The 25,616-nt window shown below is 64.3% G+C and carries 28 protein-coding genes and 1 pseudogene; 1 reads left to right on the top strand and 28 read right to left on the bottom strand.

The window, feature by feature from the left end; translation table 11 throughout:
• From LJE63_02375 to LJE63_02240, 28 genes and pseudogenes are all read right to left on the bottom strand, one after another.
• Window positions 1-945: flagellar basal body P-ring protein FlgI (locus tag LJE63_02375; protein MCG6905445.1), on the bottom strand; the 945-nt coding region annotated here is incomplete at its 3' end.
• 17 nt (window positions 946-962) lie between these two features.
• Window positions 963-1,703: a flagellar basal body L-ring protein FlgH gene (locus LJE63_02370; protein ID MCG6905444.1), complete on the bottom strand. Its 741-nt coding sequence runs from the start codon at window positions 1,701-1,703 to the stop codon at window positions 963-965.
• 9 nt (window positions 1,704-1,712) lie between these two features.
• On the bottom strand, window positions 1,713-2,735 hold the full coding sequence (gene flgA / locus LJE63_02365) for a flagellar basal body P-ring formation chaperone FlgA (GenBank protein ID MCG6905443.1): 1,023 nt from the start codon (window positions 2,733-2,735) through the stop codon (window positions 1,713-1,715).
• Window positions 2,736-2,742: 7 nt separating this feature from the next.
• A complete protein-coding gene (gene flgG, locus LJE63_02360) occupies window positions 2,743-3,525 on the bottom strand; it encodes a flagellar basal-body rod protein FlgG (GenBank protein ID MCG6905442.1) in 783 nt (260 codons plus the stop codon).
• Between the two features lie 2 nt (window positions 3,526-3,527).
• Window positions 3,528-4,202: a flagellar hook-basal body protein gene (locus LJE63_02355; protein ID MCG6905441.1), complete on the bottom strand. Its 675-nt coding sequence runs from the start codon at window positions 4,200-4,202 to the stop codon at window positions 3,528-3,530.
• A 329-nt stretch (window positions 4,203-4,531) separates the two neighbouring features.
• A complete protein-coding gene (locus LJE63_02350) occupies window positions 4,532-4,810 on the bottom strand; it encodes an EscU/YscU/HrcU family type III secretion system export apparatus switch protein (protein MCG6905440.1) in 279 nt (92 codons plus the stop codon).
• Window position 4,811: 1 nt separating this feature from the next.
• Entirely contained in the window at window positions 4,812-5,921 is a 1,110-nt protein-coding gene (locus LJE63_02345) for a hypothetical protein (GenBank protein ID MCG6905439.1), read from the bottom strand.
• 39 nt (window positions 5,922-5,960) lie between these two features.
• Window positions 5,961-6,542 carry a hypothetical protein gene (locus LJE63_02340; GenBank protein ID MCG6905438.1) on the bottom strand — a complete coding sequence of 194 codons (582 nt, stop codon included), beginning with the start codon at window positions 6,540-6,542 and terminating at the stop codon, window positions 5,961-5,963.
• Window positions 6,543-6,703: 161 nt separating this feature from the next.
• Entirely contained in the window at window positions 6,704-6,997 is a 294-nt protein-coding gene (locus tag LJE63_02335; protein MCG6905437.1) for a hypothetical protein, read from the bottom strand.
• Window positions 6,998-7,127: 130 nt separating this feature from the next.
• A complete protein-coding gene (locus LJE63_02330; GenBank protein ID MCG6905436.1) occupies window positions 7,128-8,507 on the bottom strand; it encodes a hypothetical protein in 1,380 nt (459 codons plus the stop codon).
• Between the two features lie 72 nt (window positions 8,508-8,579).
• Window positions 8,580-9,347, bottom strand: a complete 768-nt coding sequence (locus tag LJE63_02325) for a FliA/WhiG family RNA polymerase sigma factor (GenBank protein ID MCG6905435.1) — start codon at window positions 9,345-9,347, stop codon at window positions 8,580-8,582.
• Window positions 9,348-9,441: 94 nt separating this feature from the next.
• On the bottom strand, window positions 9,442-10,353 hold the full coding sequence (locus LJE63_02320) for a MinD/ParA family protein (GenBank protein ID MCG6905434.1): 912 nt from the start codon (window positions 10,351-10,353) through the stop codon (window positions 9,442-9,444).
• 1 nt (window position 10,354) lies between these two features.
• On the bottom strand, window positions 10,355-11,527 hold the full coding sequence (gene flhF, locus LJE63_02315) for a flagellar biosynthesis protein FlhF (GenBank protein MCG6905433.1): 1,173 nt from the start codon (window positions 11,525-11,527) through the stop codon (window positions 10,355-10,357).
• Between the two features lie 4 nt (window positions 11,528-11,531).
• Window positions 11,532-13,625, bottom strand: coding sequence for a flagellar biosynthesis protein FlhA (gene flhA, locus LJE63_02310; GenBank protein MCG6905432.1), 2,094 nt, complete (start codon window positions 13,623-13,625; stop codon window positions 11,532-11,534).
• Between the two features lie 127 nt (window positions 13,626-13,752).
• Window positions 13,753-14,823 carry a flagellar biosynthesis protein FlhB gene (gene flhB, locus LJE63_02305; GenBank protein MCG6905431.1) on the bottom strand — a complete coding sequence of 357 codons (1,071 nt, stop codon included), beginning with the start codon at window positions 14,821-14,823 and terminating at the stop codon, window positions 13,753-13,755.
• Entirely contained in the window at window positions 14,824-15,609 is a 786-nt protein-coding gene (fliR, locus tag LJE63_02300) for a flagellar biosynthetic protein FliR (GenBank protein ID MCG6905430.1), read from the bottom strand.
• Between the two features lies 1 nt (window position 15,610).
• Window positions 15,611-15,880, bottom strand: a complete 270-nt coding sequence (gene fliQ, locus LJE63_02295) for a flagellar biosynthesis protein FliQ (protein MCG6905429.1) — start codon at window positions 15,878-15,880, stop codon at window positions 15,611-15,613.
• 1 nt (window position 15,881) lies between these two features.
• Entirely contained in the window at window positions 15,882-16,655 is a 774-nt protein-coding gene (gene fliP, locus LJE63_02290) for a flagellar type III secretion system pore protein FliP (protein MCG6905428.1), read from the bottom strand.
• Between the two features lie 44 nt (window positions 16,656-16,699).
• Window positions 16,700-17,092: a flagellar biosynthetic protein FliO gene (locus tag LJE63_02285; GenBank protein MCG6905427.1), complete on the bottom strand. Its 393-nt coding sequence runs from the start codon at window positions 17,090-17,092 to the stop codon at window positions 16,700-16,702.
• A gap of 48 nt (window positions 17,093-17,140) precedes the next feature.
• Window positions 17,141-17,398, bottom strand: a pseudogene (fliN, locus tag LJE63_02280) (flagellar motor switch protein FliN).
• An 81-nt stretch (window positions 17,399-17,479) separates the two neighbouring features.
• Window positions 17,480-18,451, bottom strand: a complete 972-nt coding sequence (fliM, locus tag LJE63_02275; GenBank protein ID MCG6905426.1) for a flagellar motor switch protein FliM — start codon at window positions 18,449-18,451, stop codon at window positions 17,480-17,482.
• Between the two features lie 12 nt (window positions 18,452-18,463).
• Complete coding sequence (locus LJE63_02270; protein ID MCG6905425.1) at window positions 18,464-18,898, bottom strand: flagellar basal body-associated FliL family protein; 435 nt, start codon at window positions 18,896-18,898, stop codon at window positions 18,464-18,466.
• A 14-nt stretch (window positions 18,899-18,912) separates the two neighbouring features.
• Window positions 18,913-19,662: an OmpA family protein gene (locus LJE63_02265; protein MCG6905424.1), complete on the bottom strand. Its 750-nt coding sequence runs from the start codon at window positions 19,660-19,662 to the stop codon at window positions 18,913-18,915.
• A 44-nt stretch (window positions 19,663-19,706) separates the two neighbouring features.
• Window positions 19,707-20,453, bottom strand: a complete 747-nt coding sequence (locus LJE63_02260) for an OmpA family protein (GenBank protein MCG6905423.1) — start codon at window positions 20,451-20,453, stop codon at window positions 19,707-19,709.
• 36 nt (window positions 20,454-20,489) lie between these two features.
• Window positions 20,490-21,254 (bottom strand): MotA/TolQ/ExbB proton channel family protein, encoded by a 765-nt coding sequence (locus LJE63_02255; protein MCG6905422.1) that lies wholly within the window; start codon window positions 21,252-21,254, stop codon window positions 20,490-20,492.
• A gap of 331 nt (window positions 21,255-21,585) precedes the next feature.
• Window positions 21,586-22,974: a flagellar hook protein FlgE gene (locus tag LJE63_02250; protein ID MCG6905421.1), complete on the bottom strand. Its 1,389-nt coding sequence runs from the start codon at window positions 22,972-22,974 to the stop codon at window positions 21,586-21,588.
• Between the two features lie 91 nt (window positions 22,975-23,065).
• Window positions 23,066-23,761, bottom strand: coding sequence for a flagellar hook assembly protein FlgD (locus LJE63_02245; GenBank protein MCG6905420.1), 696 nt, complete (start codon window positions 23,759-23,761; stop codon window positions 23,066-23,068).
• Between the two features lie 33 nt (window positions 23,762-23,794).
• Window positions 23,795-25,336: a flagellar hook-length control protein FliK gene (locus LJE63_02240; GenBank protein ID MCG6905419.1), complete on the bottom strand. Its 1,542-nt coding sequence runs from the start codon at window positions 25,334-25,336 to the stop codon at window positions 23,795-23,797.
• Here LJE63_02240 and LJE63_02235 point away from each other — a divergent pair.
• Window positions 25,335-25,568, top strand: a complete 234-nt coding sequence (locus LJE63_02235) for a hypothetical protein (protein ID MCG6905418.1) — start codon at window positions 25,335-25,337, stop codon at window positions 25,566-25,568. The two genes, LJE63_02240 and LJE63_02235, sit on opposite strands and share 2 nt — an antisense overlap.
• The last annotated feature ends 48 nt before the right edge of the window (window positions 25,569-25,616 follow it).

The following is a 25,616-nucleotide window of genomic DNA, read 5'->3' as shown; positions in this document are numbered from 1 at the left end:
CGGTTCGGGCTGGGAGACGTCAAAGGCCTCCTGGATGGAAATGCTCAGGTTGCCGTGGGCCACCGCCACGGTGGCGATCCGCACATTTTCGCCCATCACCACGGTCCCGGTCTTTTCGTTGACCACGATGCGGGCCACGCTGTCGGGGGTCACGGCAAGGGTTTCAATACGCGCCAGAAAGCCGGGGAGATTGTCGTGAAAGCCGCCGGGCACCTTGACCTCCAGGGTCCCGGAGTCCAGCGCGCTGGCCAGGGCGCCGCCCATGGCCTGGTTGATAGCATCCGAAACCCGCACCGCGGTGGTGAAATCCGGCTGAAAAAGGGTCAACGTCAGCTCCTGCCGCCCGGCGAGAGCAAAGGGTATTTCCTTCTCGACCGTGGCACCCCCCGGGATCTTGGCGGCCAGCAGATGGTTCTGGGTGACCGCGCTGCCGGTGGTGCCCGTGGCGCCGAAGCCTCCCACCGAAACCGGCCCCTGGGCCAGGGCGTAAACCTCGCGGTCCACCCCGCGCAGCGGGGTCAGGAGCAGGGTCCCGCCCACCAGGCTTTTGGCGTCGCCGATGGAGGAGACCAACACGTCGATCTTGTTGCCGATGCGCGAAAACGGCGGCAGGCTGGCGGTGACGATCACGGCGGCCACGTTTTTGACCTTGACGTCGTTTGGGTCCACGTGGACGTTCAAGCGCTCCAGCATGTTGACCAGGGACTGGATGGTAAACTCGGTCTTGTTGTTGTCGCCGCTGCCGTTCAACCCCACCACCAGGCCGTAGCCCACCAGCTGGTTGGGGCGCACGCCCTTGACGGCGGCGATATCCTTGATGCGCGCGGCTTCGGCTGTAGCCGGAGCACCCGCCAGCAGCGTCAGCAGCAAGATGACACCCGCCAGCAGCGCCCGCATGGGGCTGGTTGGCCGCCGATGTCGGGACGCCGTCCTATTTTGGGTCATTTCGGACATCCTCGGTCTCAAAAGGGCCAGATGTGGTCCAGCAGCCGGGTGCCCCAGCCCGGCTTCTGCTTGTCCGCCAGCACGCCGCGCCCGTAGTACTCGATGCGGGCATCGGCCAGGTAGACGGATTTGACCCGGTTGTCGCTGCCCACGTCCTCGGGTCTAGCCACACCCGAGACGACGATAAACTGGACCTCGTTGTTGACCTTCATTTCCCGCCGCCCGAAGAGCACCAGATTGCCGTTGGGCAGCACCTCGGTGACCTGCGCCCCGATGGAGGCCGTGATGCGGCCGCTGCGGTCGCTGCTGCCATTGCCCTCGAATTCGCTCCCCATCTGGGCCTTGAAGAGCTGGCCGGTGATGTTTCCCTGGAGGTCGCGGCCCAGGTAGTTGTTTTTGGCATAGAGGCTCTCCATCAACCCCAGGGCGCTTTCGATGCTGGCATCGATGCTCGAGGAGCGATCGGCCTTGGTGTTGGCATCGATCTCCGAGGAGGTGTTTTCGATGATGTCGATGGTAACCGTGTCCCCGATGGTGCGGGCTTTCACGTCGGCGAAGAGAAGCTCCCCGCCGCCGTGCCAAAGGGAGCCCTCGGCGGGCACCGGCGCCCGATAGGCGGCGGGCATGGCACCCGACACGGCCTGGGATTGCGCCGCGGGCGGGCTTTGGGTGGCCAGCGGCGCGCTGCACCCCCAGAATGCCGGCAGCAGCAAGAGCGCCAGCGCGCCGGCACGAATTCCCCAGGTTTGACTTTTCATGGTTTCACCTCAGAAACGAATCGCCACCGTGGATGCATCCACCACTCTGCCGACGACGGTTTTACCCGAGGCCGGGTTTTCCACCTGGATCTGCTCGCCGTGGCCGCCCTCGGAGCGGGCGATCCCGATTGCCGAGACCCGCAGCCGACCCGAAGTGGCCACCATCCGGATGCGATCGCCCTTGCTGATCAGCGGCGGGGTCTCCAGGAAGGCCTGTTTCAGATAGTCGCCGGCCCGCAAGCTGCGGCGGGCCCGCATGCCCTCGGCGGCCTGCAGCTTGAGAATCGGTTGTCCGGTAAGACGCGACAGGTCCCGCGACTCCAGGCGCAGGTCCGCGGCGGTCAGAACCGCCCCCCGGGAAACCGGGCGCTGCAGACAGACCACCTCCTGGGGGCGGCTGACCCAGGCGGAAACGATCAGCCGGCCGCAGTGCCGGCCATCGACCACGACCGCAACCGGCAGACTGACCTGACCGACCAACTCCGCGGAACTCATTTCAGCGGGGCGCAGCGCCATGGCCCCTACGGGGAAGGCATCATCGCCGCGCACTTTGAAGCTGCTGACGCGAAAATCTTCTCCCGCCAGGCGGCGCGCCACATAATCGGTGAAGAACCGCTCGAGCACGTCGCCGGCAATTCGCTGGGCGGCCCGCTGGACCGTGACCTGCGCGGGGATGCTGACCGTTGCGGCCGACGGAACCCGGGTCTGGGCGTTCAACCGGGCGGTGATCCAGGCGCCCGCCAGGCGTTTGGCCTGCCCCGGCTGGGGCGCCCGCCCCAAATCGATGGCGGCCAGCTGCGGCCGGATTTCAGGGGCGGCCGTTATTTCAGCGATGTCCCCTAACGTGATCGTCTCGCCGCTGACGGTGGCGCGCGCCGCCACCTGGACCGCGAACTTGTTTTCGCCGGCGCTCGCCCCGCAAGAACCGCCATGGCTTACCGCCAGCAGCAGGACCAACAGCACGCCGCAAACCGCCGCCGGATTGAAGCGTCGGCAGGCTGCCGCACGATCTTTGAGGGGAAAGCAGAGCATCGAATCTTTAGCGCCTTACGTTGTTGGCCATCTGCAGCATGTCGTCGGAGGTCTGGATGATCTTGGAACTGGCCTCGTAGGCCCGCTGGCCGACGATCATGTCCACCATCTCCTCAACGACGCTGACATTGGAATTCTCCAGAAAGTTGTTGACCAGGGTGCCAAAGCCGTCGCTGCCGGCGGTGCCCTCGACGGCATCACCGGAGCCCTCGGTGGGCCGCAGCAGATTGCGGCCGACCGCATAGAGGCCGCCGGGGTTGGGAAAATTGTAGAGGGGGATATCGGCCGTGGCCAGTTCGGTGTTGCCGAGGCCATAGGCGATCAGGTGGCCGTTGGGCTGGAGGGTGATGATGACCGTATCGTCGGGGATCGACACCTCCGGCTGCAGCCGTTCGCCGGCGGCGGTGGTGATGTAGCCTTCACTGTCGAGTTTGAAACTCCCCGCCCGGGTGTAGAGTTCCTCGTCGCCGCTGAGGACCTTGAAAAACCCCTCGCCCTCGATGGCCATGTCCAGTTCGTTGCCGGTCTGGACGTAATCCCCCTGGCTGTAGATTTTTTGAATGTCCGAAAGGCGGCTGCCCATCCCCAGCTGAATTCCGGTGGGGACCTGACCCCCGCCGGGGGCGGTGGCGCCGGCGACCTGCTGGGTCTGGTACATGAGGTCCTGAAAATTGCAGCGACTTTTTTTGAACCCGGTGGTGTTGGCGTTGGCCAGGTTGTTGGCGACCACATCGATGCGCATCTGCTGGGCAATCATGCCCGAGGCGCCGGTCCACAGGCTTCTGATCATGATCAGTCCTTTCCCACTTCGCTGATGATCCGGCCGTCGGTTTCGTCGTAGGCCTGGATCATTTTCTGGAGCGCTTCATAGGTGCGCATGGTTTCAACCATGCGCGTCATTTCCATTACGGCCTGGACGTTGGAACCCTCCAGGGCGCCCTGCTGAACCCCGGGGGTTTCCACGCTGATCTCAGGGGAATCCGTCGGTCCCACAAACAGGCTGTCCCCGTCTTTGGTCATCCCGCGGGGGGATTCGAAGGTGACCACCGCGAGCTTGTCCACCAGCACGCCGTCCACCGTGATCTCGCCCTCGCGGTTGATCTGGATGTCGCGACCTTCGATGGTGATCTCACCGCCCTCCCCCATGACCGGGCTGCCGTTGGCGTTCACCAGAAAGTTTTCGGCATTGAGGGTGAAATTGCCGTTGCGGGTGTAGCGCTCCCCGCGGGCGGTACGGACCTTGAAAAACCCGTCGGCCTCCAGGGCGAGGTCTAGGGGGTTTCCGGTGGACTTCAGCGGTCCCGGGGAAAAATCGATGCCCATTTCGGACCTGAGCAGCTGGTCGAAGGTCACCATATCGGTTTTAAACCCGCTGGTATCGACGTTGGCCAGGTGGTTGGCGATCATGTCCAACTTGCGCTCCTGGCGCAAACCCCCTTGGACCGGGGTGGTGAACTGAAGGATCATCGGGACTCTCCTCACAAGGCTGAAATTGGCTGCCGCCCGGAATTTTGCAATTAAAATGCCACCACCGCCAGCCAGCCGAAGACCGGCCTACCAGGCGCCCCCTGGCGGGCCGGTGGGGCATCAGTCAAAATTTTGACATTTTGCCGAACCAGGCGTCAGACGGGCGTTGACTCCTCGCCAAGTGCAGTATTGAAGGCCAAATGGGGGATCCGAGAGGCATCCAGCCGGGTCACAGCAGCTTGACAACCCGGCTAAAAGGGGTTGCGCACGAAACCGCCGCCGTGGCCCCAAGGTTCCTGCGAGTCGGCGTGGCGGCGGGAAAAAATTGCCTATTCCGGCGTTTTTTTCCCGTTGAGCGCATAGACGAAGGCCAGCAGTTCAGCCACCGCCAGGTAGAGTTCGGCGGGGATTTGCTGTTCGATATCCAGCCCCCCCAAAAGCGCCATCAGGTCCGGGTCCTCCTTGACCGGAATGCCGAGTTCGCGGGCCGTCCGCACGATCCGCTCGGCCACGTTGCCGCTGCCCTTGGCGGTTACCTTGGGCGCATGGTCCTTGCCGGGGGTGTAGCGCAGGGCCACGGCGCGACGGCGTTTTGAGAGCGCTTTCATTTCAGACCACCAGGTTCAAGCCGCTTTCAGCGGCGCCTAAAAGCTCCTCGGCCAGGGAGGTCCCGGCCAGGGTCGTGTGCCCCAGCACCCGGCAATCGATGCGGCCCACGCTGAAACCGATGCGGTCAAGGGCCCGGGCCAATCGGGGAAGATCGATGCCCACCAATCGTGCGGCCTCGGCATCGACAACCCCGAAGGTGCCGTTGACCGTTTTACGCCAGATGACGAAGTCACCCCGCAACGGGCCGAGGCGTGAAAGGGTCAGCAGCAGGGACAAGCGGGTGGCCTTTTCGGCGGCGGGCCCTTCCCCGCCGGCTTCCCGGTTGAGGTCCAGCAGCAGTTGGCCAAACTGCAGGCCATCGTCCCAGAGAACTGGCAGTGGGAGGATTAAACGAGCGTTCTGGTCGGCCGCGTGGCGGTTGAGGAGTTGAAGGGTTTCAAGGCCTTCCAGGAAGCGTTCGACGCGTCCCCGGTCCCCGGGGTCGCCGGCCGCCTCCTGCAACAGCTGCAGGGCTGCGGCCTTGAGGTCCCCGGTGGCCATCTGGCGGAGCCCCTCCGGCGCCAATGCCGGTTTGCGCGTCAGGGCCTCGGTCAGTTTGGCCTCCCAGACCATCCCGGCGTTCAGCAGCAAACGCCCCAGCAGGGCGGCGTCCGGTGCAGCGGATTTCAGGGCCAGGGTCGTTATCAGCCCGGTCAGGCGGGCAAGCCCTTCCCCACCGCCATCGGACCCGGCCGACAGCCGGTTGACGGCTGCCAGAAGACTGGACAGGCCGGCGAAAGGATCGCCGGCAAGCGGGGGGCGCTGCGACGGGGGCATCCCCCCCGATGCCTGGGGGCCGACTGAGGCCAGGATTTTCAGCACCGGCCGGGGGTCGGTCTGGATCATCTTGAGCTGCAGCCGGCTGCCCGGCTGCAGCTCAAGGCAGGTTTCGGCAAGGATCCGCTGCCCGTCGATGGTCAATTGCACCTGCCGGGCCGAAAGCACACGCGTCACGGTGGCCGCGACTTCAGCGTTCACGCGCAGGCCGGCCAGGGCCTGGGGGTTTTCGGCGGACGGCGCGGCGACCATCCGGCCCGAGCTGACCACCAGGGTGCCGGGCGCCGCTTTCATGGCCGCCGCCATGCGTCTGGCCCTCGGGCGCCCGGTATTTTAGGGAGTCGGCTGGGGATCTGAAGCGTCATGCCGCGTTTTCCCGAAATCGGCAGGGATTGGGCCCCGACCGTCCGACGGGTCCTGCCGGACCTTGAGGAGCTTGTGGTGCAGATCGAGCACCAGGTCCACCTCCCCCCGGGGCAGGGACAACCGGCTGGAAATGGTTTCCGCATCCAACCCCGCACGGTCCAGGGTGATGATCTCTTTCTGCTGATCGTAGACGTGCGGCGTTTTGGCGGGGGTTCCGCTGCCGCAGGCGTCGGCCCGGTTGAGCAGCAAATTCAGGCTGATGATGCGGCTGTCGAGACGCTCGCTGATCTGCTGAATCAGGCGATTCTTTTCCTGCAGCTGGGCATCGAAGGCCCGGGCGGTCTTGTCGGCCTCCACCAGCAAGGGCTCCAGCAGGCCCATGAGGTGCTCGGCTGCCTGCTGCGATGGGGTGCTGCGAAGGTTCGCATGCCGGCTGCGGATAAAATAGAACCCCAGCCCCACCAGCAGCAGATCCAGCAGCAGCTGCAGCAACAGCCAGAATTCAATCGGCGGCATCGCCAGTAAATTTTTCGCGGTATCGACCATCATTCGTCCTGATCGCGGCGATGGGTCTTGCCCACCCCTGGCGGCAGACGCCGGGCCGCGTGATCTATCGCCCGGTCACCTGTCAAGTCTTCTGATTGGTATTCAGGCCTGGGTTTGCCGCACGCCCACGCGCGGCTGGGGGCACCAAAACCCGCCCCGCCGTCTCAGGCCACAATATCCAGCAGGGTGCCGGTGCCCCGGGTGGGCGCCGCCGTCTGCCCGCCCCCGACGGTCCCGGGTTTGCCGGCGCGCTTTTTCTGGTGCCGGCGGCGGTCCCGGTCGGCGCCGGTTTTTTCGCTCTTGCCGCCGCTTCGGACCTTGGCCCCCTGGGCGGCCAGCTTTTCCTGGGGGGTCGCCGCCGGCGACTGCCCCGCTTCCAGGGCGCCCCGCGGCGGTTGCATCTCCCGGGCGCTGTCGGCCTGCTGCACCACCTGGTTTATGTTGGCAATCGTCGTCATCGGCTTGGCTCACGGGCTGCGCCACGCCCCTGCCGGACTTGCAACGGGGGCACCCGAAGATGCGGCCGGTGCTCCGATGGGCCCCCGGCAGGGACCGTGGTGCGGTTTATCGGCCGCTGCGAACGGCCCTTTAAAGCAGACGCAGGTTCTCCAGGGCTACCGTGCGGATGCTGGCCCGCGGCAATGCGCGGTTGAGCGCGTCTTTGATCCCAGCGGTGAGCGCCGGTTCGTCGACCTCCGGGCGGCTGCGATCGGCCAGGACATCGGACAAAACACCGAATACGAGGCTGCGGAAATAGGGTTCGTGCCGCTTGACCTCAGATCCTGCGGCGGCATCGGAAAAAGCCAATTGGACATCCACCAGCAGACCGGCCGCCCCTTCTTTATCAAATGAAGCCGGCACGACGAAGCCCGCCAGGACCATCTGGACCGGGCCTGTTGGGTCGGGCGCCTGGGCGCCGGCAGTACTCTGCGGTATGGGAAAGGTCTGGGGCCCGGCGCCGGCGCCCCGCGCGGATGTTCGGCGACCGTAGATGCTAAACGAGGTCACCGTGGAGATCAGGATCAGCAAAACTGCCGCCACGGTCCACAGGGTCTTTGATGAAAACCAGCGCTTCGCGGCCCGCTGTTGGTCTTCAGGAGCCTTGACGGCGGGTGACTGCTCCCCGTCGGACGGCGCCAAAATGACCTTTTGAGGCCCGGTGCCGTCACGGCCGACAGACGGCACCGGAAGTCCGCCCGCTTCCTGTTCGTCCTTTGGGTGCGGCTCTTGCTGCGCGCGGTCCGCGGCAGGCGCCTGGGGGTCCGGGGCGGCACTCACCCCCGGGGAAGCAAGGTCGATCGCTTCGCTTGCCACCAAGTCCTCGGAAGCCATCAGGGCGTCAATATCCGCCTGGGAGATGAAAATTTCCTCCCCGCCATCCCCACCGGCGTTGGACGACCGGGGATCCACCCCGGGGGAGGGATCGCTGGGGCCGACAGGCGCCGATGCCGCTTGCAGCAGGGCATCGATGTCCGCCTGGGAGATCATCACCTCGTCCGCCTCGACCGTCGCCGGCTGCGGCTCTTCCAGGCCCTCCGGCGGGGCCTCCTGCGTCCCGGCGCCCTGCAGCAGCGCATCGATGTCCGCCTGGGAGATCATCACCTCGTCCGCCTCGGCCGACGCCGGCTGCGGCTCTTCCAGGCCCTCCGGCGGGGCCTCCTGCGCCCCGGCGCCTTGCAGCAGCGCATCGATGTCCGCCTGGGAGATCATCACCTCGTCCGCCTCGACCGTCGCCGGCTGCGACTCTTCCAGGCCCTCCGGCGGGGCCTCCTGGGTCCCGGCGCCCTGCAGCAGCGCATCGATGTCCGTTTGAGAGATCATCACCTCGTCGGCGTCGGCCGTCGCCGACTGCGGCTCTTCGGGGCCCTCCGGCGGGGCCTCCTGCGTCCCGGCGCCCTGCAGCAGGGCATCGATGTCCGCCTGGGAAACGTACTGCGGGATGGTGGGGGGTGAGGACTTAGCGTTCATGGCTGCGGTTTGCCGGCATCACAAAAAATTTCCTGGAAACCCGACCCATGCCGCCCACGATGTACGGTGCCATTAGATCGCACAGTATTTCTTGAGGCGGATCTTCAATTTGATCACCGCCATGGCGTGGATCTGGCAGATGCGCGACTCCGTGAGACTCAACACGTGTCCGATCTCCTTAAGGGTCAACTCGTCGTAGTAGTATAGCGAGACCACGATCTGCTCTTTTTCCGAAAGCGTTTTGATGGCCTGGGCAATCACGCGCTTGAGTTCCTCCTTGGCCACGTTTTCGGAAGGGTCGTCTGCGCTGCGGATGCTCTCCTGAAAGGATTTTTTGGAGACCGCGTCATTGGCCTCATCCTTGATGAACTCATCCAGGCTCAGCAGTGATACCCGATGGATGTCCGAGAGAGTATTGAAGTAATCTTCCAGCGCGATGCCCAACTCCGCGGCGATCTCCTGGGCTTCGGCCGGCCGCTGGGTGCGGCCCTCCACCGCCACCAGAGCCTTTTCGATCCGCTGCATTTTTTTCCGCATGGACCGCGAATACCAGTCCATCCGGCGAAGTTCGTCCAGGATCGCCCCCTTGATCCGATACTCGGCGTAGGTCTTGAGGTTGACATCCCTTTCGGGGTCAAAGCGGTCCACCGCGTTGATCAGACCGAGACAGCCGGCACTGAGCAGTTCGTCGAAAAGAACGCTGGAGGGAATCCGCATGGCCATTCGGCCAGCGATCCGCTTGACCAGCGGGGCATACCTGACGATCAAGGCCTCGCGTTCTTTTTCATCGAAATAACACTGGTCGTTCCCACCGCTAGCATACGCAAATTTTGTCGTCATCATCGCACCGTTTGCCCAGTTGGGGTTTCCATCGAATATGTTCGCGATCCATCAAAGCGCATCGACCCGGCGCTGGCCCTTTCCGCACGCCCGGTCAGACACGGAATTCGATGAAACGTTTGAAAAAAAACTTGATATTGCCGTCGGTATTCTGGCACCGCGGCGCGTCCATGAGCTGATCGGCCAGGGCGTTGATGCCGCGGCTCCAGGCGGCTTCGGGGTATGCCTCGACGGCGATGCGCCGGTCGCGCACCGCGCGGGTGACGCTATGATCGCTGGGAACCATGCCCAGGTATTGAATCACAACCCCGTTGAGGAAGCGCTCGGCGGCCTGCACCAGGCTGGCGTAGACCGCTTTGGCCTCCAGCTCGCTGGTGGCCATGTTGACCAGCAGTTGGAAATGACGGGTCCCGTGCTGCAGAGACATGACCTTCATCATGGCATAGGCGTCGGTGATGGCGGTGGGCTCGGGGGTCGCCACGATGATGCAGTCGTCGGCCGCCAGATTGAAATAGAGGACATTGGACGATATCCCGGCCCCGGTGTCGATCAGCATCACGTCCAGCTCGTTGCCGAAGGCCTCGAACTCCCCCAGCAGGTTGAGCTTCTGCCCCTCGGTCAGATGGGTCAGGTGGGTGAAGCCGGAGCCGGCCGGGACGATCTGGATCCCGGCCGGGCCCTCGACGATGATCTCCGAGAGGGTTTTTTCGCCGTCGAGCACGTGTCCGATATTGAATTTCGGGTGAACGCCGAAAATGATGTCGATATTGGCCAGCCCGAGATCGGCATCCAGGATGAGCACCTTGTGGCCGCGGTCGGCCAGCACCAGGGCCAGGTTGCCGACGATATTGGTCTTGCCCACACCGCCCTTGCCGCTGGTTACGGCGATGGCCCGCGGGGCGGGGACCGCAGCCGCTGTATCGCCGGCTGCCGGGGTGCTCAAGCGCTGCGGCCTCTGGCGGGCATGGGTGGAAATGATTTTTCGGAGGCTGCTGGCTTGATCCACGTCAGGGTCTCCCTTTCAGGGTCGGTACTTCCGGCACGGGGCCGGGGGCGTCGAAAATGCGGTCCAGAATCGTCTGCCGGGTGGCCGGAAGGATGTCCTCCGGCACCCGCTGCCCGGTGGTAATGTAAGAAATCGGAAGCCGCAGGGTTTCGGCCTGATCGATGATCACCCCGCGCTGCCGGGTTTCGTCCAGCTTGGTAAAAACGTACGAACAAGGTCTGAATACGGCGAAGCGCGCCGCGGCCTCCTGAAGGTCCAGGCGGTTGGTGGCTGCGCTGAGAACCAGGTGGCTGGCGATCGGCCCCTGCCCTCCCAGCAGCGTCTGCAGCTGCTGCATCCGCTGGCCGTCGAGATGGCTGTGGCCGGCGGTGTCGATCAAGACAACGTCCTGCCGGGCCATTTTTTCCACCGCCAACCTGAGGTCCTGGTGCGAGAAGGCGGGCAGGCAGGGCAGCCCCATGATGGCGGCATACGTCCGGAGCTGCTCAACGGCGCCGATCCGGAAACTGTCGATCGAGATCAGTCCCACCCGCTTTTTGGCTTTGAGGCTGAGTTCGGCCGCCAGCTTGGCGATCGTGGTGGTCTTGCCGACACCGGTGGGCCCCACGAAAGCGGCAAACTGCGGGGCGCCGGCGGCGGCCGCAAAGGGCTCGCAGGTCAGAACCGACTTGAGAATTTCGGCCATGACGCGCTGGGCGGCGCCCGCGGGGTCGGACGGGGAGCCCGCTTGGCAAAGATGCCGCAGCGCCCCTTGCACCCGTTGGGCCGAAACCCCGGCACGCACCAGCCGCGCGTAAAGACCGAGCCATTGGGGGTGCTCCAGAATCATGTCGGGCAGCCCGCCGCCCATATTGAGCAGACCCAGCATTTCGCGGATTCCGACAAGTTCGCTCTGCAGCGCCTGCCAGCCCATCCCGCAGGCTTCGGGCGCCGCGCTGTCCGGCTGCGGGCCGACCGCCCCCGACATAAAAGCGTCGGCCCGGCCGTGTCCGGCGGCTTCCGGCGCTTCCTGGGCGCAAATTGCGGAGACCTCAAACATGGCGCCGCCGTAAGGGTTCTTGAACCCTGCAGGGAGCTGGCGGGTGGAGAGAATCATGGCGTCTGAGCCCAGATCCGCCTTGACCCGGCGAAGGGCCTCGGCGATGCTTCTGGCCTTGTAGTTGCGGACACCCATGGCGTTAGAGCTTTATCCGTCCCAGGGACTGAATTCGAATGTTGGGGATGATTTCGGCCTGTGAGATGACCATCGCGTTCACCGAAGCCTGGGCCAGCAACCGTTTGAGATGCCGCCGCAGCATCGGTGAGCAGACGATCATGGCCTGGAGCCCCATCTCGCCGACGGCGCCGATGGCCTTCCTGGCCGCCTGAGTTACAGAATCCAAGATCCCCGGTTCCAGCGAAAGGTAAGCGCCGTGCTCGGTATGCTGGATCCCCTTGGTCAGCAGGTCTTCGACCTTGGCATCGACGGTGATCACCGGCAGCATCCCGTCGGATTGAACGTAGGGCCCGACGATGGTGCGCGCCAGCTTTTGCCGCACGTATTCGGTGAGCAGGTCCGGGTCCCGGCTGAGGGGCGCATAATCGGCCAGGGTCTCCACCACGGTGAGCAGATCGCGGATGGAAACCTGCTCGCGCAGCAGGTTCTGCAGCACCTTCTGGACGATGCCCAACGGCAGCAGGGCGGGCACAAGCTCCTCGACGGCCTTGGGGCTGGTTTTGGCAAGGGTGTCGAGCAGGTGCTGGACTTCCTGGCGCCCCAGCAGATCCGGGGCGCTGCTGCGCAGCACCTCGGTCAGATGGGTGGCCACGACGGTGGCGTTGTCCACCACGGTGTAGCCCGCGAACCTGGCGTCCTCCTCCTTTTCGCCGGGAATCCAAAGGGCCGGCAGGTTGAAGGCCGGCTCGGTGGTCGGAATACCGCTGACCTTCTGGGTCACATCACCGGGATCCATGGCCAGCAAGTGGTTGACCATCACCTCACCCCGGGCCAGCTCGACCCCCTTGACCAGAACCCGGTACTCGGGGGGCTTGAGCTTGAGGTTGTCACGGATGTGGATCGGGGGAATCACCATGCCCATTTCGCTGGCGAACTGACGCCGGATGCCGCGGATGCGGTTGAGCAGGCTGCCGTCCTGGTTTTTATCCACCAGCGGAATCAGCCCGTAACCGACCTCCAGTTCCATCACGTCGAGCGCCAGAAGATGTTCCACATCCTCGGGCCCCGGGGATTCGGCCGCCTGGGCGGCTTCGGTTTTCGTCGGCACCAGGTCCGTTTCGGCGCTGCGCTTGCGCTCGAAGAGATAAACCGAGCCGCCCAGGACAGTGGCCAGAAACATGAACGGGCCCGCCGGCAAACCCGGCACCAGCCCCAGCAGGAAGGTGACCCCGGAGCCGATGTAAATCGGGGTCGGGTTAGCCAGGATGTGCCGGCTGAACTCCCGGCCCATACGGGCTTCGGAGGCCGCCCGGCTGACCAGGATGCCCGCGGCGGTGGAGATGATCAGGGCCGGGATCTGGGACACCAGACCGTCACCAACCGTCAAAAGGGTGTAGTTCTGGGCGGCGCTGATCATCGACATGCCCTGTTGGGCCACGCCGATCACGAACCCGCCGAAAATATTGATCAGGGTGATAATGATCCCGGCAATCGCGTCGCCGCGGACGAATTTGCTGGCCCCGTCCATGGCGCCGTGAAACTCGGACTCACGGGCGATGGCCTTGCGCCGGTCGCGGGCCTCGTTTTCGTCGATGATGCCGGCGTTCAAGTCGGCGTCGATGGCCATCTGCTTGCCCGGCATGGCGTCCAGCGTAAAACGTGCCGCCACCTCGGCGATTCGCCCGGAGCCCTTGGTGATGACGATAAAGTTGATCAGCACCAGGATCACGAAAATGATCATCCCGATGACGTAGTTCCCGCCGACCACAAAACTCCCGAAGGACTTGATGACCGCGCCGGCCGCCAGCGGTCCTTCGCTGCCGTGCAGGAGGATCAGGCGGGTGGAGGCGATGTTGAGGGCCAGGCGGAAAAGGGTCAGCACCAGCAGCAGGGTGGGAAAGATCGCGAAGTCCATCGGCGAGGTCACGTACATGGTGTTGATCAACACGATGACGGCGACGGTGACGTTCAACGCCAGACAGAAATCCAGGAGCATCGCGGGGATGGGCAGGATCATGGCCAGCAGGATGCCAATTACGGCCAGGACCAGGCCGATATCGCCGGCCTCCCTGGGCAGACCGGCGGACATCGACTTGTTTCCTGCGCTGATCTCCATGGGTGGGGATGCCTTTCAGCCTGTCCGAGGTCGACCTTCGGGATCGCGGCGGCGCCAAATTGTCGGCGGGGCCTGTCGGGGGTTTGACGGCCTTCGCCCCTGCCTGGCGCCCGGAAAAACCCGGGGGTTATCTGCGTGCGTTGCCCTTGAGCCTGTAAACGTAGGCCAGCAGTTCGGCCACCGCCCGGTAGAGCTCAGAGGGAATCTCGCGGCCGGGCTCCACTGTCTTATACAAATTTCTTGCCAAGCCCTTGTTCTCCACCACCGGGATGCCGTAGCCGGCGGCCAGCTGCCGGATGCGGGCCGCCACCGCTCCGGCGCCTTTGGCCACCACCTGCGGGGCTCCCATGCTGAGGGGATCGTATTTGATGGCCACGGCCAGGTGGGTGGGGTTGGTAACCACCACGTCGGCCTGGGGAAGGGCCTGCATCATGCGCTTGCGCGCCGCCTGCTGCTGAATGCTGCGGATGCGGGCCTTGATCTGGGGGTCGCCTTCGGCCTGTTTGGCCTCCTCCTTGACCTCCTGCTTGGTCATCTTGAGTTCCTGCTCAAACTTCCAGCGCTGGAACCCGTAGTCCAGGGCCGCCACCAGGGCCATGATCAGCCCCACCCAGAGAAAAAGCTTGAGGGCCGCCCCCAGGATAAAGGCCGTAATGGCGTTGGGGCTCATGTCGTAGAGGCTCAGCAGGCCGGCGCTTTGACCCTTGACCGCCAGATAGGCGACGCCGCCGACGATCCCCAGCTTGAGAAGCGACTTGACCAGCTCCACCAGCGAGCGCAGCGAAAACAGGCGGCCAAACCCCTTGCTGACGCTCAGCTTGTCGAGCCTGGGGGCCAGCGCCTGCCCGGACAGGTGGAAGCCGACCTGGATCAGGTTGGCGGCCAGGGCGGCCAGAAAGACCGCGCCCATCACCGGCAGCAACATGATCAGAAAGCGCAGCAAAACCGTTGAGCACAGCTGCAGGCATCCGGCGCTGCTGAATTCCGTTATCCGGTCAAAGCTCAGGCCGCTGCGGATGACCGAGGCAAGCCCCCGGTAGAGATGGTGGCTGAAAAAATAGAGCGCCAAGACCCCGGCCAGCAGCACACAGACCGATGAGATGTCGGCGCTGCGGGCCACCTGGCCTTTTTCACGGGCCTGTTCGCGTTTGCGCGGGGTCGCCCGCTCGGTGCGCTCCTGGAACCCCTGTTCAGGCATCTACGGGATCCCCATGAGGGTCAGCAGGGTTCGCAGCTGCCCCGGCAGGTGGCCCAGGAAGAGGCCGGTCATCAGGCCCACGATTTGAAGCGTCACGCCGAAAAAAAAGAGGCCCACGACGATCTTGACCGGGAAGCCGGCGATCAGGATATTCATTTGGGGCACGAAGCGCGCGCAGATCCCGAAGGCCGCATCGGTGAACAGCAGGGCCGCGATGGCGGGCGCCCCGATCTTGATGCCCAGGGCGAACATGTTGCCGGCGCCGGCCAGCACCAGGGAGAAAAAGCCCTGCTGCAGGTTGAGCACGCCGGGGGCCAAAATCCGGAAGCTCTCGGCCAGGGCGCCGATCAGGACGTGGTGCCCATTTAGCGAGAGAAACAGCAGCATCACCACCATCAGGCCGATCTGGTCGATAATCGACACCTGCCCGCCGGTCTGGGGGTCGAGCACGTTGATGATCGAAAACCCCATCTGAAAGCCCACCATCTGGCCCGCCAGCTGCACCGCCGCAAAAAAAAGGCGCACCGTCAACCCCAGCACCATGCCCGCGAAGAGCTCGCTGACCCCCAGGGCCAGCAGCCCGGGGGCATGCCGCGGAAAGCGCGTGGCGTCCACCGGCACCGCCGGGAAAAGCGCCAGGGTCAAGGCCAGCGCCAGACCGAGCTTGACCACGCGCGGGAAAAGCGGGCTGTCAAAAATCGGGAAGAGAAGCAGCAGCGCACCGACCCGGATCAGGATCAGGACAAAGACCTCGAACTGTTCCGGGGAAAAGTTCAGGAGCTGCATTTCAGCGGATGTAAAGCGGGATGTCGGTGATGATCTGGCGGGTGAAGCCCACCAGCCGCTGGAGCATCCAGGGGGCGAAAAACAACAGGCCCAGGAGCACCGCCAGGATTTTGGGAATGAAGCTGAGGGTCATTTCCTGAACCGAGGTGACCGCCTGGAAGATGCTCACCGCCAGCCCCACGATCAGACCCAAACCCAGCAGCGGCATGGCGATCAGGATGGTCAGGGTGATGGCCTCCTTGGCGAAGCTGACCACGAATTCAGGCGTCATCTCAGACCACCCCGAAGCTCTTGACCAAAGAGCCGATCACGATGTTCCAGCCGTCCACGAGAACGAAGAGCATCAGTTTGAAGGGCAGCGAGATCATCACCGGCGGCAGCATCATCATGCCCATGGAAAGCAGCACGCTGGCCACCACCATGTCGATCACCAGAAACGGCACGTAGAGCACGAAGCCGATGATAAAGGCGGTTTTCAACTCGCTGATCACGAAGGCCGGGATCAGCGCCAGCATGCCCACATCCGCCGGCGTGCGGGGCCGATCGGCGCCGGAGACTTTCACGAAAAGCGCCAGATCCTTTTCGCGGGTGTTGGCCAGCATGAACTTGCGCACCGGCGCCTGGGCACTCTCGAAGGCCTGCTGGTAGGAGATTTCCTTGTCGAGGTAGGGACGCAAGGCCGTCTGGTGGACCTGCTGCCAGACCGGGGCCATCACGAAGAAGGTGATGAAGAGCGCCAGCCCGATGAGGACCTGGTTGGGCGGGGCCTGCTGCACACCAATCGCCTGGCGCAGAAAATTGAACACCACAACCAGGCGGGTAAAGGAGGTCATCAGCACCAGGATCGCCGGTGCCAGAGAAAGGACCGTCAAGAGCGCAATGATCTGCAGGACCACGGCCACCTCTTCCGGGGACCGGGCCTCCTCCACACCGATCTGCAAGGAGGGCAGCGGCACGGCCGCCGCCGGCGCCGCCGCCAAGGCCAACAACAGCGCGGCCAGAAGGAGGCGCAAAAGGGTCCCGCTTGTGGGGTGAAGGGCCTTCATTGGGATCTGCCTGTCCTGGTCCGGCGGCCGCGGCCCGGCGGGTTTCAAGCGCGCGGCCGCTGCTCGCGCTGGAGCGTCCGTTTGAGAAGGTCTTTAAAAAGGCCGGCCGAGTCGGGGGCCGGCGGCGAGGGCAGCTGACACCCGGCGGGCAGCCGGGAGAGCAGGGTGATGGCTTGGGGGGTGGCCCCGATCAGCAGTTTTTCGCCCAGCACATCCAGCAGGATGACCCGCTCCTTGGGCGCCACGTACTGGACGGCGACGGTCTTGATGATCTGCGCCCCGCCCAGTGCGCCCCGTTGGACGAAAAGCCGGCGCATCAAAACCAGCGCCCCGACCAAGAGGGCCAGCACGATGCAGAGCGTCGCGGCGCTTTTGAGCAGTGAAAACCACAGTTCCGGCGGTGCCGCGGCCGCCGCCGGGGAGGACAATCCATCCATCGCGCGTTCCTTGAATCCCTGACCGCGTTCCGTCAGCGGGCAGCCGGCTCAGCCGAGGGTGCGGACCCGCTCCGTGGGGCTGATGATGTCGGTCAGACGCACGCCGAATTTTTCGTTGACCACCACCACCTCCCCGCGGGCCACCAGTTTGCGGTTGATGAAAATCTCCAGGGGCTCACCGGCCAGTTTGTCCAGCTGCACGATCGCCCCCTGGCCCAACTGCAAGAGGTCGTTGACCAACATACGGGTGCGCCCGAGCTCCACCGACAACTCCAGGGGAATATCGAGGATAAAGTCCAGGTCCCGCTCTCCGCCGCCGGCGGCCGCCGTTTCGGCGCCCTCGGCGACGGCTGCCGCTGCCGCCCTGTTGTCTGCATCCATCGCGTGCTACTCCAATCGGCTGTCCACCTTGAAGGCCTGGCACCCCCGGTGGGTGCCGGCAAAACCCTTGAATTTGGGAACCCCGGCCACCAAACCGGTCAGGCGCTCCTCGGCATCGTTGTCCAGTTGAATCACGTCCCCGACCCTGAGGTGAATCAGGCGCTCGCCGGTTATCTCGGTGGCCCCCAGAGCCACCCCAAAACTGATCTCGGCGACCTGCAGGATTTCCCGCATCCGCCGCTGCCAAGCCTGGTCGACTTCAAGGGCGTCGCTCTGGAAGCCGGCGTTGAGCTTGCTGCGAATGGGTTCGATCATCGCATAGGGCAGGCTGACCGTGATGAGACCCGCGCTTTGCTCCAGCTCGACCTCGAAGCGCGAGACGATCACCAGGTCCGAGGGCAGCAGAACCGTCGCAAACTGGGGGTTCATCTCCGAGCGGACGAAGACCGTATCGATCACCTCCACCGGGCGCCAGGCCTTTTTGAGGGCCTCGAGACAAACGGCGACCACCTTCTGGATCATGACGGTCTCGATCGGGGTGAACTCGCGCCCCTCGATCTTGGCCTTGCCGTCGCCGCGGCCGCCGAAAAAAGTGTCGATCAGGTTATAGACCAGCCGGCTTTCCAGGACCATCAGGGCAAAGCCGCGCAGCGGCTCCATGCGGAAGAGATGCAGGCTGGTGGGCACCGGCAGCGAGCGGGTGAATTCGGAAAACTTGATCGTGTCGGTGGCCTTCAGGGCAATCCCCACACTGGTGTGCAGCAGGTTGGAGACGCCGGCGCGCATCTCCTTGGCCAGCCGTTCGTTGACCAGCTCAAAGGTCGGCATCCGCCCGCGCACCACCTGGTCCTGGCGGGTGAAGTCGTAGGCCTGAACCTCCTGGGGATCGGGTCCGGTGTCGGTCTCGGCTTCGACCTTGCCGGTGGTCAGACCGCTGAGAAGGCTGTCGACCTCATCCTGGGAAAGAATATCGCTCATCAGGCCCCCGGGCTACTGAATGACGAACTCGGTGAAATAGAGGTTTTTGATATGCCCCTGCTGCAGGGTCTGGTTGATCCGAGCCATCAGTTCGTTGCGCAGCGCGATTTTGCCGTCGATATCCTGGATCTGATCCAGGGTTTTACTGCTGAGCAGGAGCAGAATCATGTCCCGCAGTTGGGGCAGGCGGGTGATCATTTCCTTTCCGAGCGCTTCGCTGCCGTACTCCAGGGCGATCTTGGTCTTCAGGTAGCGCTTGCCGCCCTGGTCGCCCAGATTGACCACGAAGGTGTCGAGGTCGAAAATCTGGCCGAAATCAGCCGCCACCGCCGCCTGCCGGCCATCGGCCTCCTGCCCCTTGCAGCCGGTCATCGGGCTGCAGAGCGTCAGCAGCGCCAACAGCAGCGCCGGCAGGGATTTGACTTGCACCGAAAAATTGCTTTGCACCGGTCTTTCCTCGCTCAATTCGGTTTTCGCAGAATAAATTCCACCCGCCGGTTGCGGGCGCGGTTTTCCGGGGTATCGGGGCCGAAGAGCGGCCGCCGGTCGCCATAGCCGCCCACCCCCAGCTGCGCCGGGTCAAGCCCCGGCGGTGCGGTCAGCACCGCGTGGACACTCAGGGCGCGCTCCAAGGAGAGCTCCCAGTTGCTGGCGAAACGGCCGCCGACCACCGGCTGGCGGTCGCTATGGCCCATGATCAGAATCTGGTTGGCCGCAAACCGCAGGACCTTTTTGATGCCCTCCAGGATCGGGAGTTTCTGGGGACGGATCACGGCCTCACCGGAAGCGAAGAGGTGGTCGGCCTCCAGCGAGATCACCACCCCCCGCTGGTCCTCGGAAACCCCCAGCAGATCGAGAACGGCTGCCATCTCGGGGTTTTCGGCCTTCACCCGCTGAATGCCGTTAAGAAGTTCCACCGCCTCGGCCACCAGACGGCTATCGCTGAGGGTGTCGATCCGCGGGGCGCCCTGGGCGTCGTCGATGGGACTGACCCGGGGGCTGACCGCGCTGTGGCTCATGGGGCCCTGGGTGGCGGCGGCGATGTTGAAAATGGTGCGCACTTTTCCGGTGTCCATGGACTTCATCGTCAGCAGCAAAACGAAGAAGGTCAGCAGCAGCATCACCAAGTCGGCGAAGGTCACCATCCAGGCGTTGGGGTCGACCTGCGCAAGGTCCTGTCCGCGGTTTTTTCTGCCGCTGTTTCTGGCCAAAACGGCTGTTACCTCCCCTTGGGATGGATCGCCAGCATCCGTCGCTACCTGAACACCTTGAAGAAAAACGATTTGAAGGTGAAGCCCCGCTGGGGCTTCTGAAGGCCCCGGGGATGCAGCAGCAGCACGTCCACCCGCCGATTGAGCGCCCGGCCCTCGCGGGTGGTGTTGGCGGCCAGGGGTTGATGCGGCCCCCGACCGTAGGCCGTGATGCGCTCGGCCGGCACCCCCCCCCGGTCGACCAAAAACCGCAGCACACCAAGCGCCCGCCGGGCGGAGAGCGCCATGGGGGATCCTCCCTGGGTGGGGTCGGCTGGGCTGTTGTCGCTGTGGCCGCTGACCTCGACGGGGGCCTCGCTTTTCAGGATCAGGTCTGCCAACCGCACCAGCAGGGGATGCGCCGCCGGCCGGATTTGCACCCCCGGACCCTGGAAAAGCCCATCGGCCTGCAGCGACACCACCGCACCGCGCTGGGTGCTCCGGATCCGCACCTGCTGGTTCAAATGCTCGGCGGTTTCCAGCAAGGGGGTGAAGTCCACCCTGCCTGCCGGCGCCGGAAAGGGGGGCAGCGCCGAAGGGCTTTGCTTGCGCTCAAGAAAACTGAAGCCACCCGAAAGACCCGCGAAGCTCTCCAGCAGGGATCCCAGCGCCTGGCGCTGCCGCTGCTCGTCCACCACCGCGATGGCGTTGAGCAGAATGAAAAACGCCAGCAGAATGATAAAGAGCGAGACCGTCATCACCTGAATAAGGTTGCTGCCTGCGGCTGCGGGTTGTTTCTGTTTGCGGGCCATTCTGGCGCCCCTCGGGGTCGTCCGCCGTTGGGAGGATTATTTGAAATGGGACTGGCGCTGGCTCGGTGAGACGAACGCCAGCATCTTCTGCTCGAGAATCCGCGGGTTTTCGCCCTTGGTAAGGGAGATCACGCCTTCGGTGATCATCTCCTTGGCGAGCGTCTCCTCTTTGCTGCGGGTCTTGAGCTTTCCGGAGATCGGCATGCAGACCAGGTTGGCGATCAGCGAGCCGTAGAAGGTGGTCAACAGCGCCACGGCCATCGCCGGGCCGATGGAACTGGGATCCTCCATGGACTGCAGCATCTGAACCAGCCCGATGAGGGTCCCGATCATCCCCAGGGCAGGTGCAAAGGTGCCCATGGTGGCGAAAATTTCGGCCCCCAGCTGGTGTCGTTCCCGCAGAAACGCGATTTCGGTCTCCAGGATGTTCTGGATCGACCCGGGCTCCAGCCCGTCCACCGACAGCTGCAGGCCCTTCTTGAGAAAGATGTCCTCGACGTTCTTGACATCCTCCTCCAGCGAGAGGATGCCCTCACGCCGTGACTTGTTGCCGAAACCCACGAACTGCTCGACGATCTTCTCCACCGAGGCGCTCTTGCTCAAAAACACGTTTTTAACCACCCGCAGCGCTCCCAGGACGTCTTTGAGGGGGTAATTGATCATGGTGGCCCCGAGGGTCCCTCCCACGACAATCATCAGCGAAGGAACGTTGATGAACAGAGAGAGTCCGCCCCCCATGATGATCGCGATCAACACCAGCCCGAAGGCGGACACCGTTCCCAGAAGCGTGGCTATGTCCATTAGCGTCTCTTTTCAGAATCGGCGGATTGAAGATTCTGCCGGCGGGGCGACGGAAAACCGACGCGGATAGAAAACTGAAGAGGCTTTAAGCAAGGAAAGTGCCAGGCGGGGTGGCCTGAGTGGCCGCAAAGAGGAGAAAGGTGCCGGCGCTGGGCATCTCAAAAGACCCCGCCCCGGGAGGCCTTGCCGGATCCACCGCTGCCGGAGGCCCCTGGCAGGGTCTGCGGTCAGGGTCGGGGGGTCAAATTGGCGGTACGGACGTCAATTCCATGACGGCCGTCGGAAGGAAGCGGCGGGCGCCCAGCCGCCCGCCGCCCCTGCCCCATTCCAGTTAGCGTTTCATCTGGATCGTCTCGGCCAGCATGTCGTCCACGGTGGTGATGATTTTGGAATTGGCCTGGTAGCCCCGCTGGGTGGTGATCATCTTGACGAACTCGTTGGCGATGTCGACGTTGGACTGCTCGAGCGAGTTGGGGGTGATGCTCCCCAAACCGTTGGTGCCGGGGTGGTTGGTGACCGGGTCGCCGCTTTCGTTGGTTTCCTGATAGAGATTGCCGCCGAGCTTGAAAAGCCCCTGCTCGTTCTGGAAGCTGGCCAGGGCCACCCGGTAGAGCGGAATCAGCTGCCCGTTGGAATAGCTGCCGGTGACAATCCCGTCGGTGCCCACCGAGACCCCCTGAAGGTCGCCGGCACCATAGCCGGTGGAGGATTGAAAGGTGGTGGAGGAGGCCCGAGCGTACTGGGTGGTGGTCAGCGACGAGTTGGCGAAGCCGGTGCCGTCCCAGCGGGTCCCGATGTCCAGATCGACGGAAAGGGGCACCCCACCGAGAAAATCGGCGGTAAACTCGAAGTAGCCGTCGGGATTGAGGGCCGCAGGGACCCAACCACCGGCGGTGAGGTTCTCCAGGTTCAGGTTGGTGATGGTGCCGGAGCTGGTCGAGAAATCGATCTGCCCCCGGGCCAGGAGGCCCGCGTTGGGGTCGCCCGCGGGAAAGCCGCGGCGGTCTTCGGCGGGATTACAGGTCACGACATACTCCCAGTTGGAGGTGCCGTCGATGATGTCGTAGTAGATGGTGATGTCGTGGGTGGATCCCAGGGAGTCGTAGGCCTTGACCGTCGACTGGTATTCGTAGCTGGTGGCGGCCATGGGCGGCGCGTTGGTGGCGTCCCAGGCGGCCGCAAGGTCGGCGCTGTTGCTGATTGCATCGGCGTCCAGGTTGGTGATCACGGTGAGTTGATCGGTTTGGCGCGGCGGCGAGGTAAAGGAGTCCAGCATGATATCGGCGATGGAGCCCACATCCTCGCCGGTGTCCTCGTTCAGCGCCCAGCCCTGGACCACGTAGCCTTCGGGACTGGTGAGGTAGCCGTCGTTGTTGAAACTGAAATTGCCCGCACGGGTGTAGAACTGGGAGTTGCTGCCGGCCTCGCGCAGAACGAAGAAACCCTTGCCGCCGATGGCCAGGTCGGTGGTGTTGCCGGTGGATTCAAAGGAGCCCTGCTGAAAATTGGCCGAGATGTTGCCCAGGGCCGTGCCGCGGCCCACCTGGGAAGTGCCGGACTGGGTGGCCACCGACTGGCTGAGGAGATCCTGGAAGGTGTAGTTGCTGCCCTTGAAGGCGACGGTGTTGACGTTGGCGATGTTGTCGCCGATGATCTGCATGGAATTTCCCAGGGTCGAAAGACCGCTGATGCCGGAGTAAAGTGAGCTGGTCAATGACATGGTTCAGTCTCCAATTTTGGTGATAGGCTTTGATCCCAAGTGCCAGTTGTAAAGGCTGGCAATTCATCCCGCGGGCCGCGCCCGCCTGGGGCTACCCTTCGGGTGCCAGCCCAACGCTGAGCACACTCTGGGGATCGACGCTGCGGCCGCCCATCAACAATTGCGGGGAGCCGTTGGCATAGGTCAAACCGGTGACGGTGCCGGTGAAGGCAGTCTGAACGTTCTGGAGGGAGCCGCTGGCGCTGATGGCCTGGATTTCATAGCGATAGGTGCCGTCGGGGACGTTTTGTCCGTCGAGGCTTTGCCCGTTCCAGACAACCGCGTGGGTGCCGGCGGCCAAATCGGTCTGGGCATAGCTGGTGATCTGGTTTCCAGCGCCATCGGTGATCGTCACGATGACCTGCCCGGGCTCCGGCAGACTGAAAGTGGCACCGCCGGCAACGCCGTTCTCCAGGGTTACCAGGTTGTCCCGGCAGGTGATCTGCTTGCCGATATAGTCCAGGAGGTTTTCATTTGCCCCCTGGTCTTCGAGTGCCCTCAGGATCGCCTCCAGATTCGTGTTGGTATTGATCTGCTGCTCCAGGCCGCTGAACTGCGCCAGTTGGGAGGTGTAATCGGTGCCTTCCACCGGGTTGAGCGGGTCCTGGTGCTGCAACTGGGCCACCATCATGGTGAGAAAGTCGGACTGCTGCAGGCCGTTGTCCTTTTCCTTCTGGGTGCTGTCGACGTAGCTGCCGCTGATGGCGGCGAGGCTGCCGCTTGCGTTTGAAACCGGTTCGATTGTCATGATCACTCCCCTCTTTTTAGTATTCGCTGGGCTCTACACCACGATATTGAGGGCGTTATCGCGCCCGCCGCTTGTGGGCAGGGCACCCGATAGCGGGTCGGTCTCGCCCCCCTCATTGCGCCGGGCGCCCGCCGGAGCGCTTCCCGGACGGCCGCGTGCCGAATCCCGCCGGCTGTCGGCCATGGTCTGGGCGAAGTCGGGGCTGAACTGAACATCCACCTTGGCCAGTTGGATCCCCTGCTCCTGGAGCGCCGCGCGCAGGTCGGCTGCATGCGCGGTCAGCATGTCGCGGGCCGCCTGCTGCTCGGTGAGGACGGTAACCTTGAGGCCCTCTGGGCCCTGATCGATGGTCAACTGAATCCGACCCAGATGCGGCGGTTTGAGCTGGAAACGGACCTCGCTGGCGTCGCTCAGGCGGGCCCGCACGATCTGGCGCCCCACCTGGTTGAGCACATGGGCCGGCAGGCCGGGATCGGATGCGGCCGCAGAAGTTCCGCCTGGTCCGCCGGTCGCAGCAGAACCTCGGCTTTCGGCCGCAGCCAGCATCCCGACCGTCGGGGCCGCTTCACCGGCAGACGACTGGGGAGGCGAGCCGGCCGGCGGTTCCCCCGCCGGCGGGGGGCCCTGGGCCGCCGACGCGCTCCGGGGTGTTTCCAGGCCGGCGGCGTGGGGCGACGGGATCGCTGACATCCCATTTTCAACCGCTGACGGCCCAGCCGACGTCGGCGTCTGGGGGCCCAATGTGTGACAGCCTTCTAAAAACCGATCGATTTGGGGCCCCAGCGCCGACGGCTCGGTCCGCGGGCCGGCGGTTTGGTCGGCCAGTTTTTCCAGCCGGGCGACAAACTGTTCCAGATTCAAAACGCCTCCCGCGTGGGGGCCGTCTGGGTCAAGTCCCATGCGGCCCATCAACTCCGCAGCCTGAAGGCGGGTTTTTTCATCCGCTACCCGCACGGCCAGATCCGGCTTCGCCGTCAGACAGCGTTTAAGGGCATCCACCAGCGGCATTAGGGCGATACCCTGCCCTTCGACTTTGGATGCAGCCACCACCTGATCCACATCCGCCGGGGGCATGCCGAAGGCGCTGAGCAGGGTTTCCAGGTAGGGCAGGCTGGAAAGCGCCAGCATCGAAGCTTGGTCGTCGGAAGAGTTTACCGAGTCTGCAGCCCCCGCCTGCAGACCCGCCAAGAGGTCCGCCAGGCGTACCTCCCCGCTGTCGGAGGTGGCCTGCAGCTCGGCAAAAAGGCCGGCCGCCGCCTGGGCGTCGAAACCCGCCGCGGCAAGCAGCGGCAGCAGCGTCGCCAGCCCAGCGCGGTCCACGGCCGTGACGCCGCAGTCAACCCCGTGCTGCGCAAGCTGGGCCTTGAACTGTTGCAGCCACCGGGATTTGTCCCCCGGCGGCGGCTGGGCCGTGCCTGCTTTCGCGTCGGTGCCCGCCTCCCGGGCCGCGCCGGTCTGGAGCGCCCGGTGCAGCGCACGGCTGAAGCCGCCCGGGCATGCAGCCGGTTCTGCCGGTGCGCCGGTGACCGCCAGAGGTGTCAAAATACTCTGAATCTGAAACGCTGGTGCCAACATGCCGACTTTCCTTTCTGATACCGGCCGCAAATGGGTGCTGCCGCTGGCTGTGACCCTGAGCAACACCTATGCCACCCCTGCCAAAAAACTGTTTTCCTTTTTTTCCAGTATATTGGAATCAAACTTGGGCGGCTGCCGATTCGCATCCTGGGCCATGCGGCTGCAGTTTTTACCCCGGCCGGGGGGAGAAACGGCAATTTTTGCCGCCCATCCGGTGCGCGCTCCTGTTTGAGATTCGGTCCGGCAGCGGCCCCTGAGGAACAAAAAAACCCCCGGGGTT

The organism is Desulfobacteraceae bacterium (assembly GCA_022340425.1).
In the GTDB taxonomy this organism is placed as follows: Bacteria; Desulfobacterota; Desulfobacteria; order Desulfobacterales; family JAABRJ01; genus JAABRJ01.
This window is presented reverse-complemented; position numbering and strand designations above follow the sequence as displayed.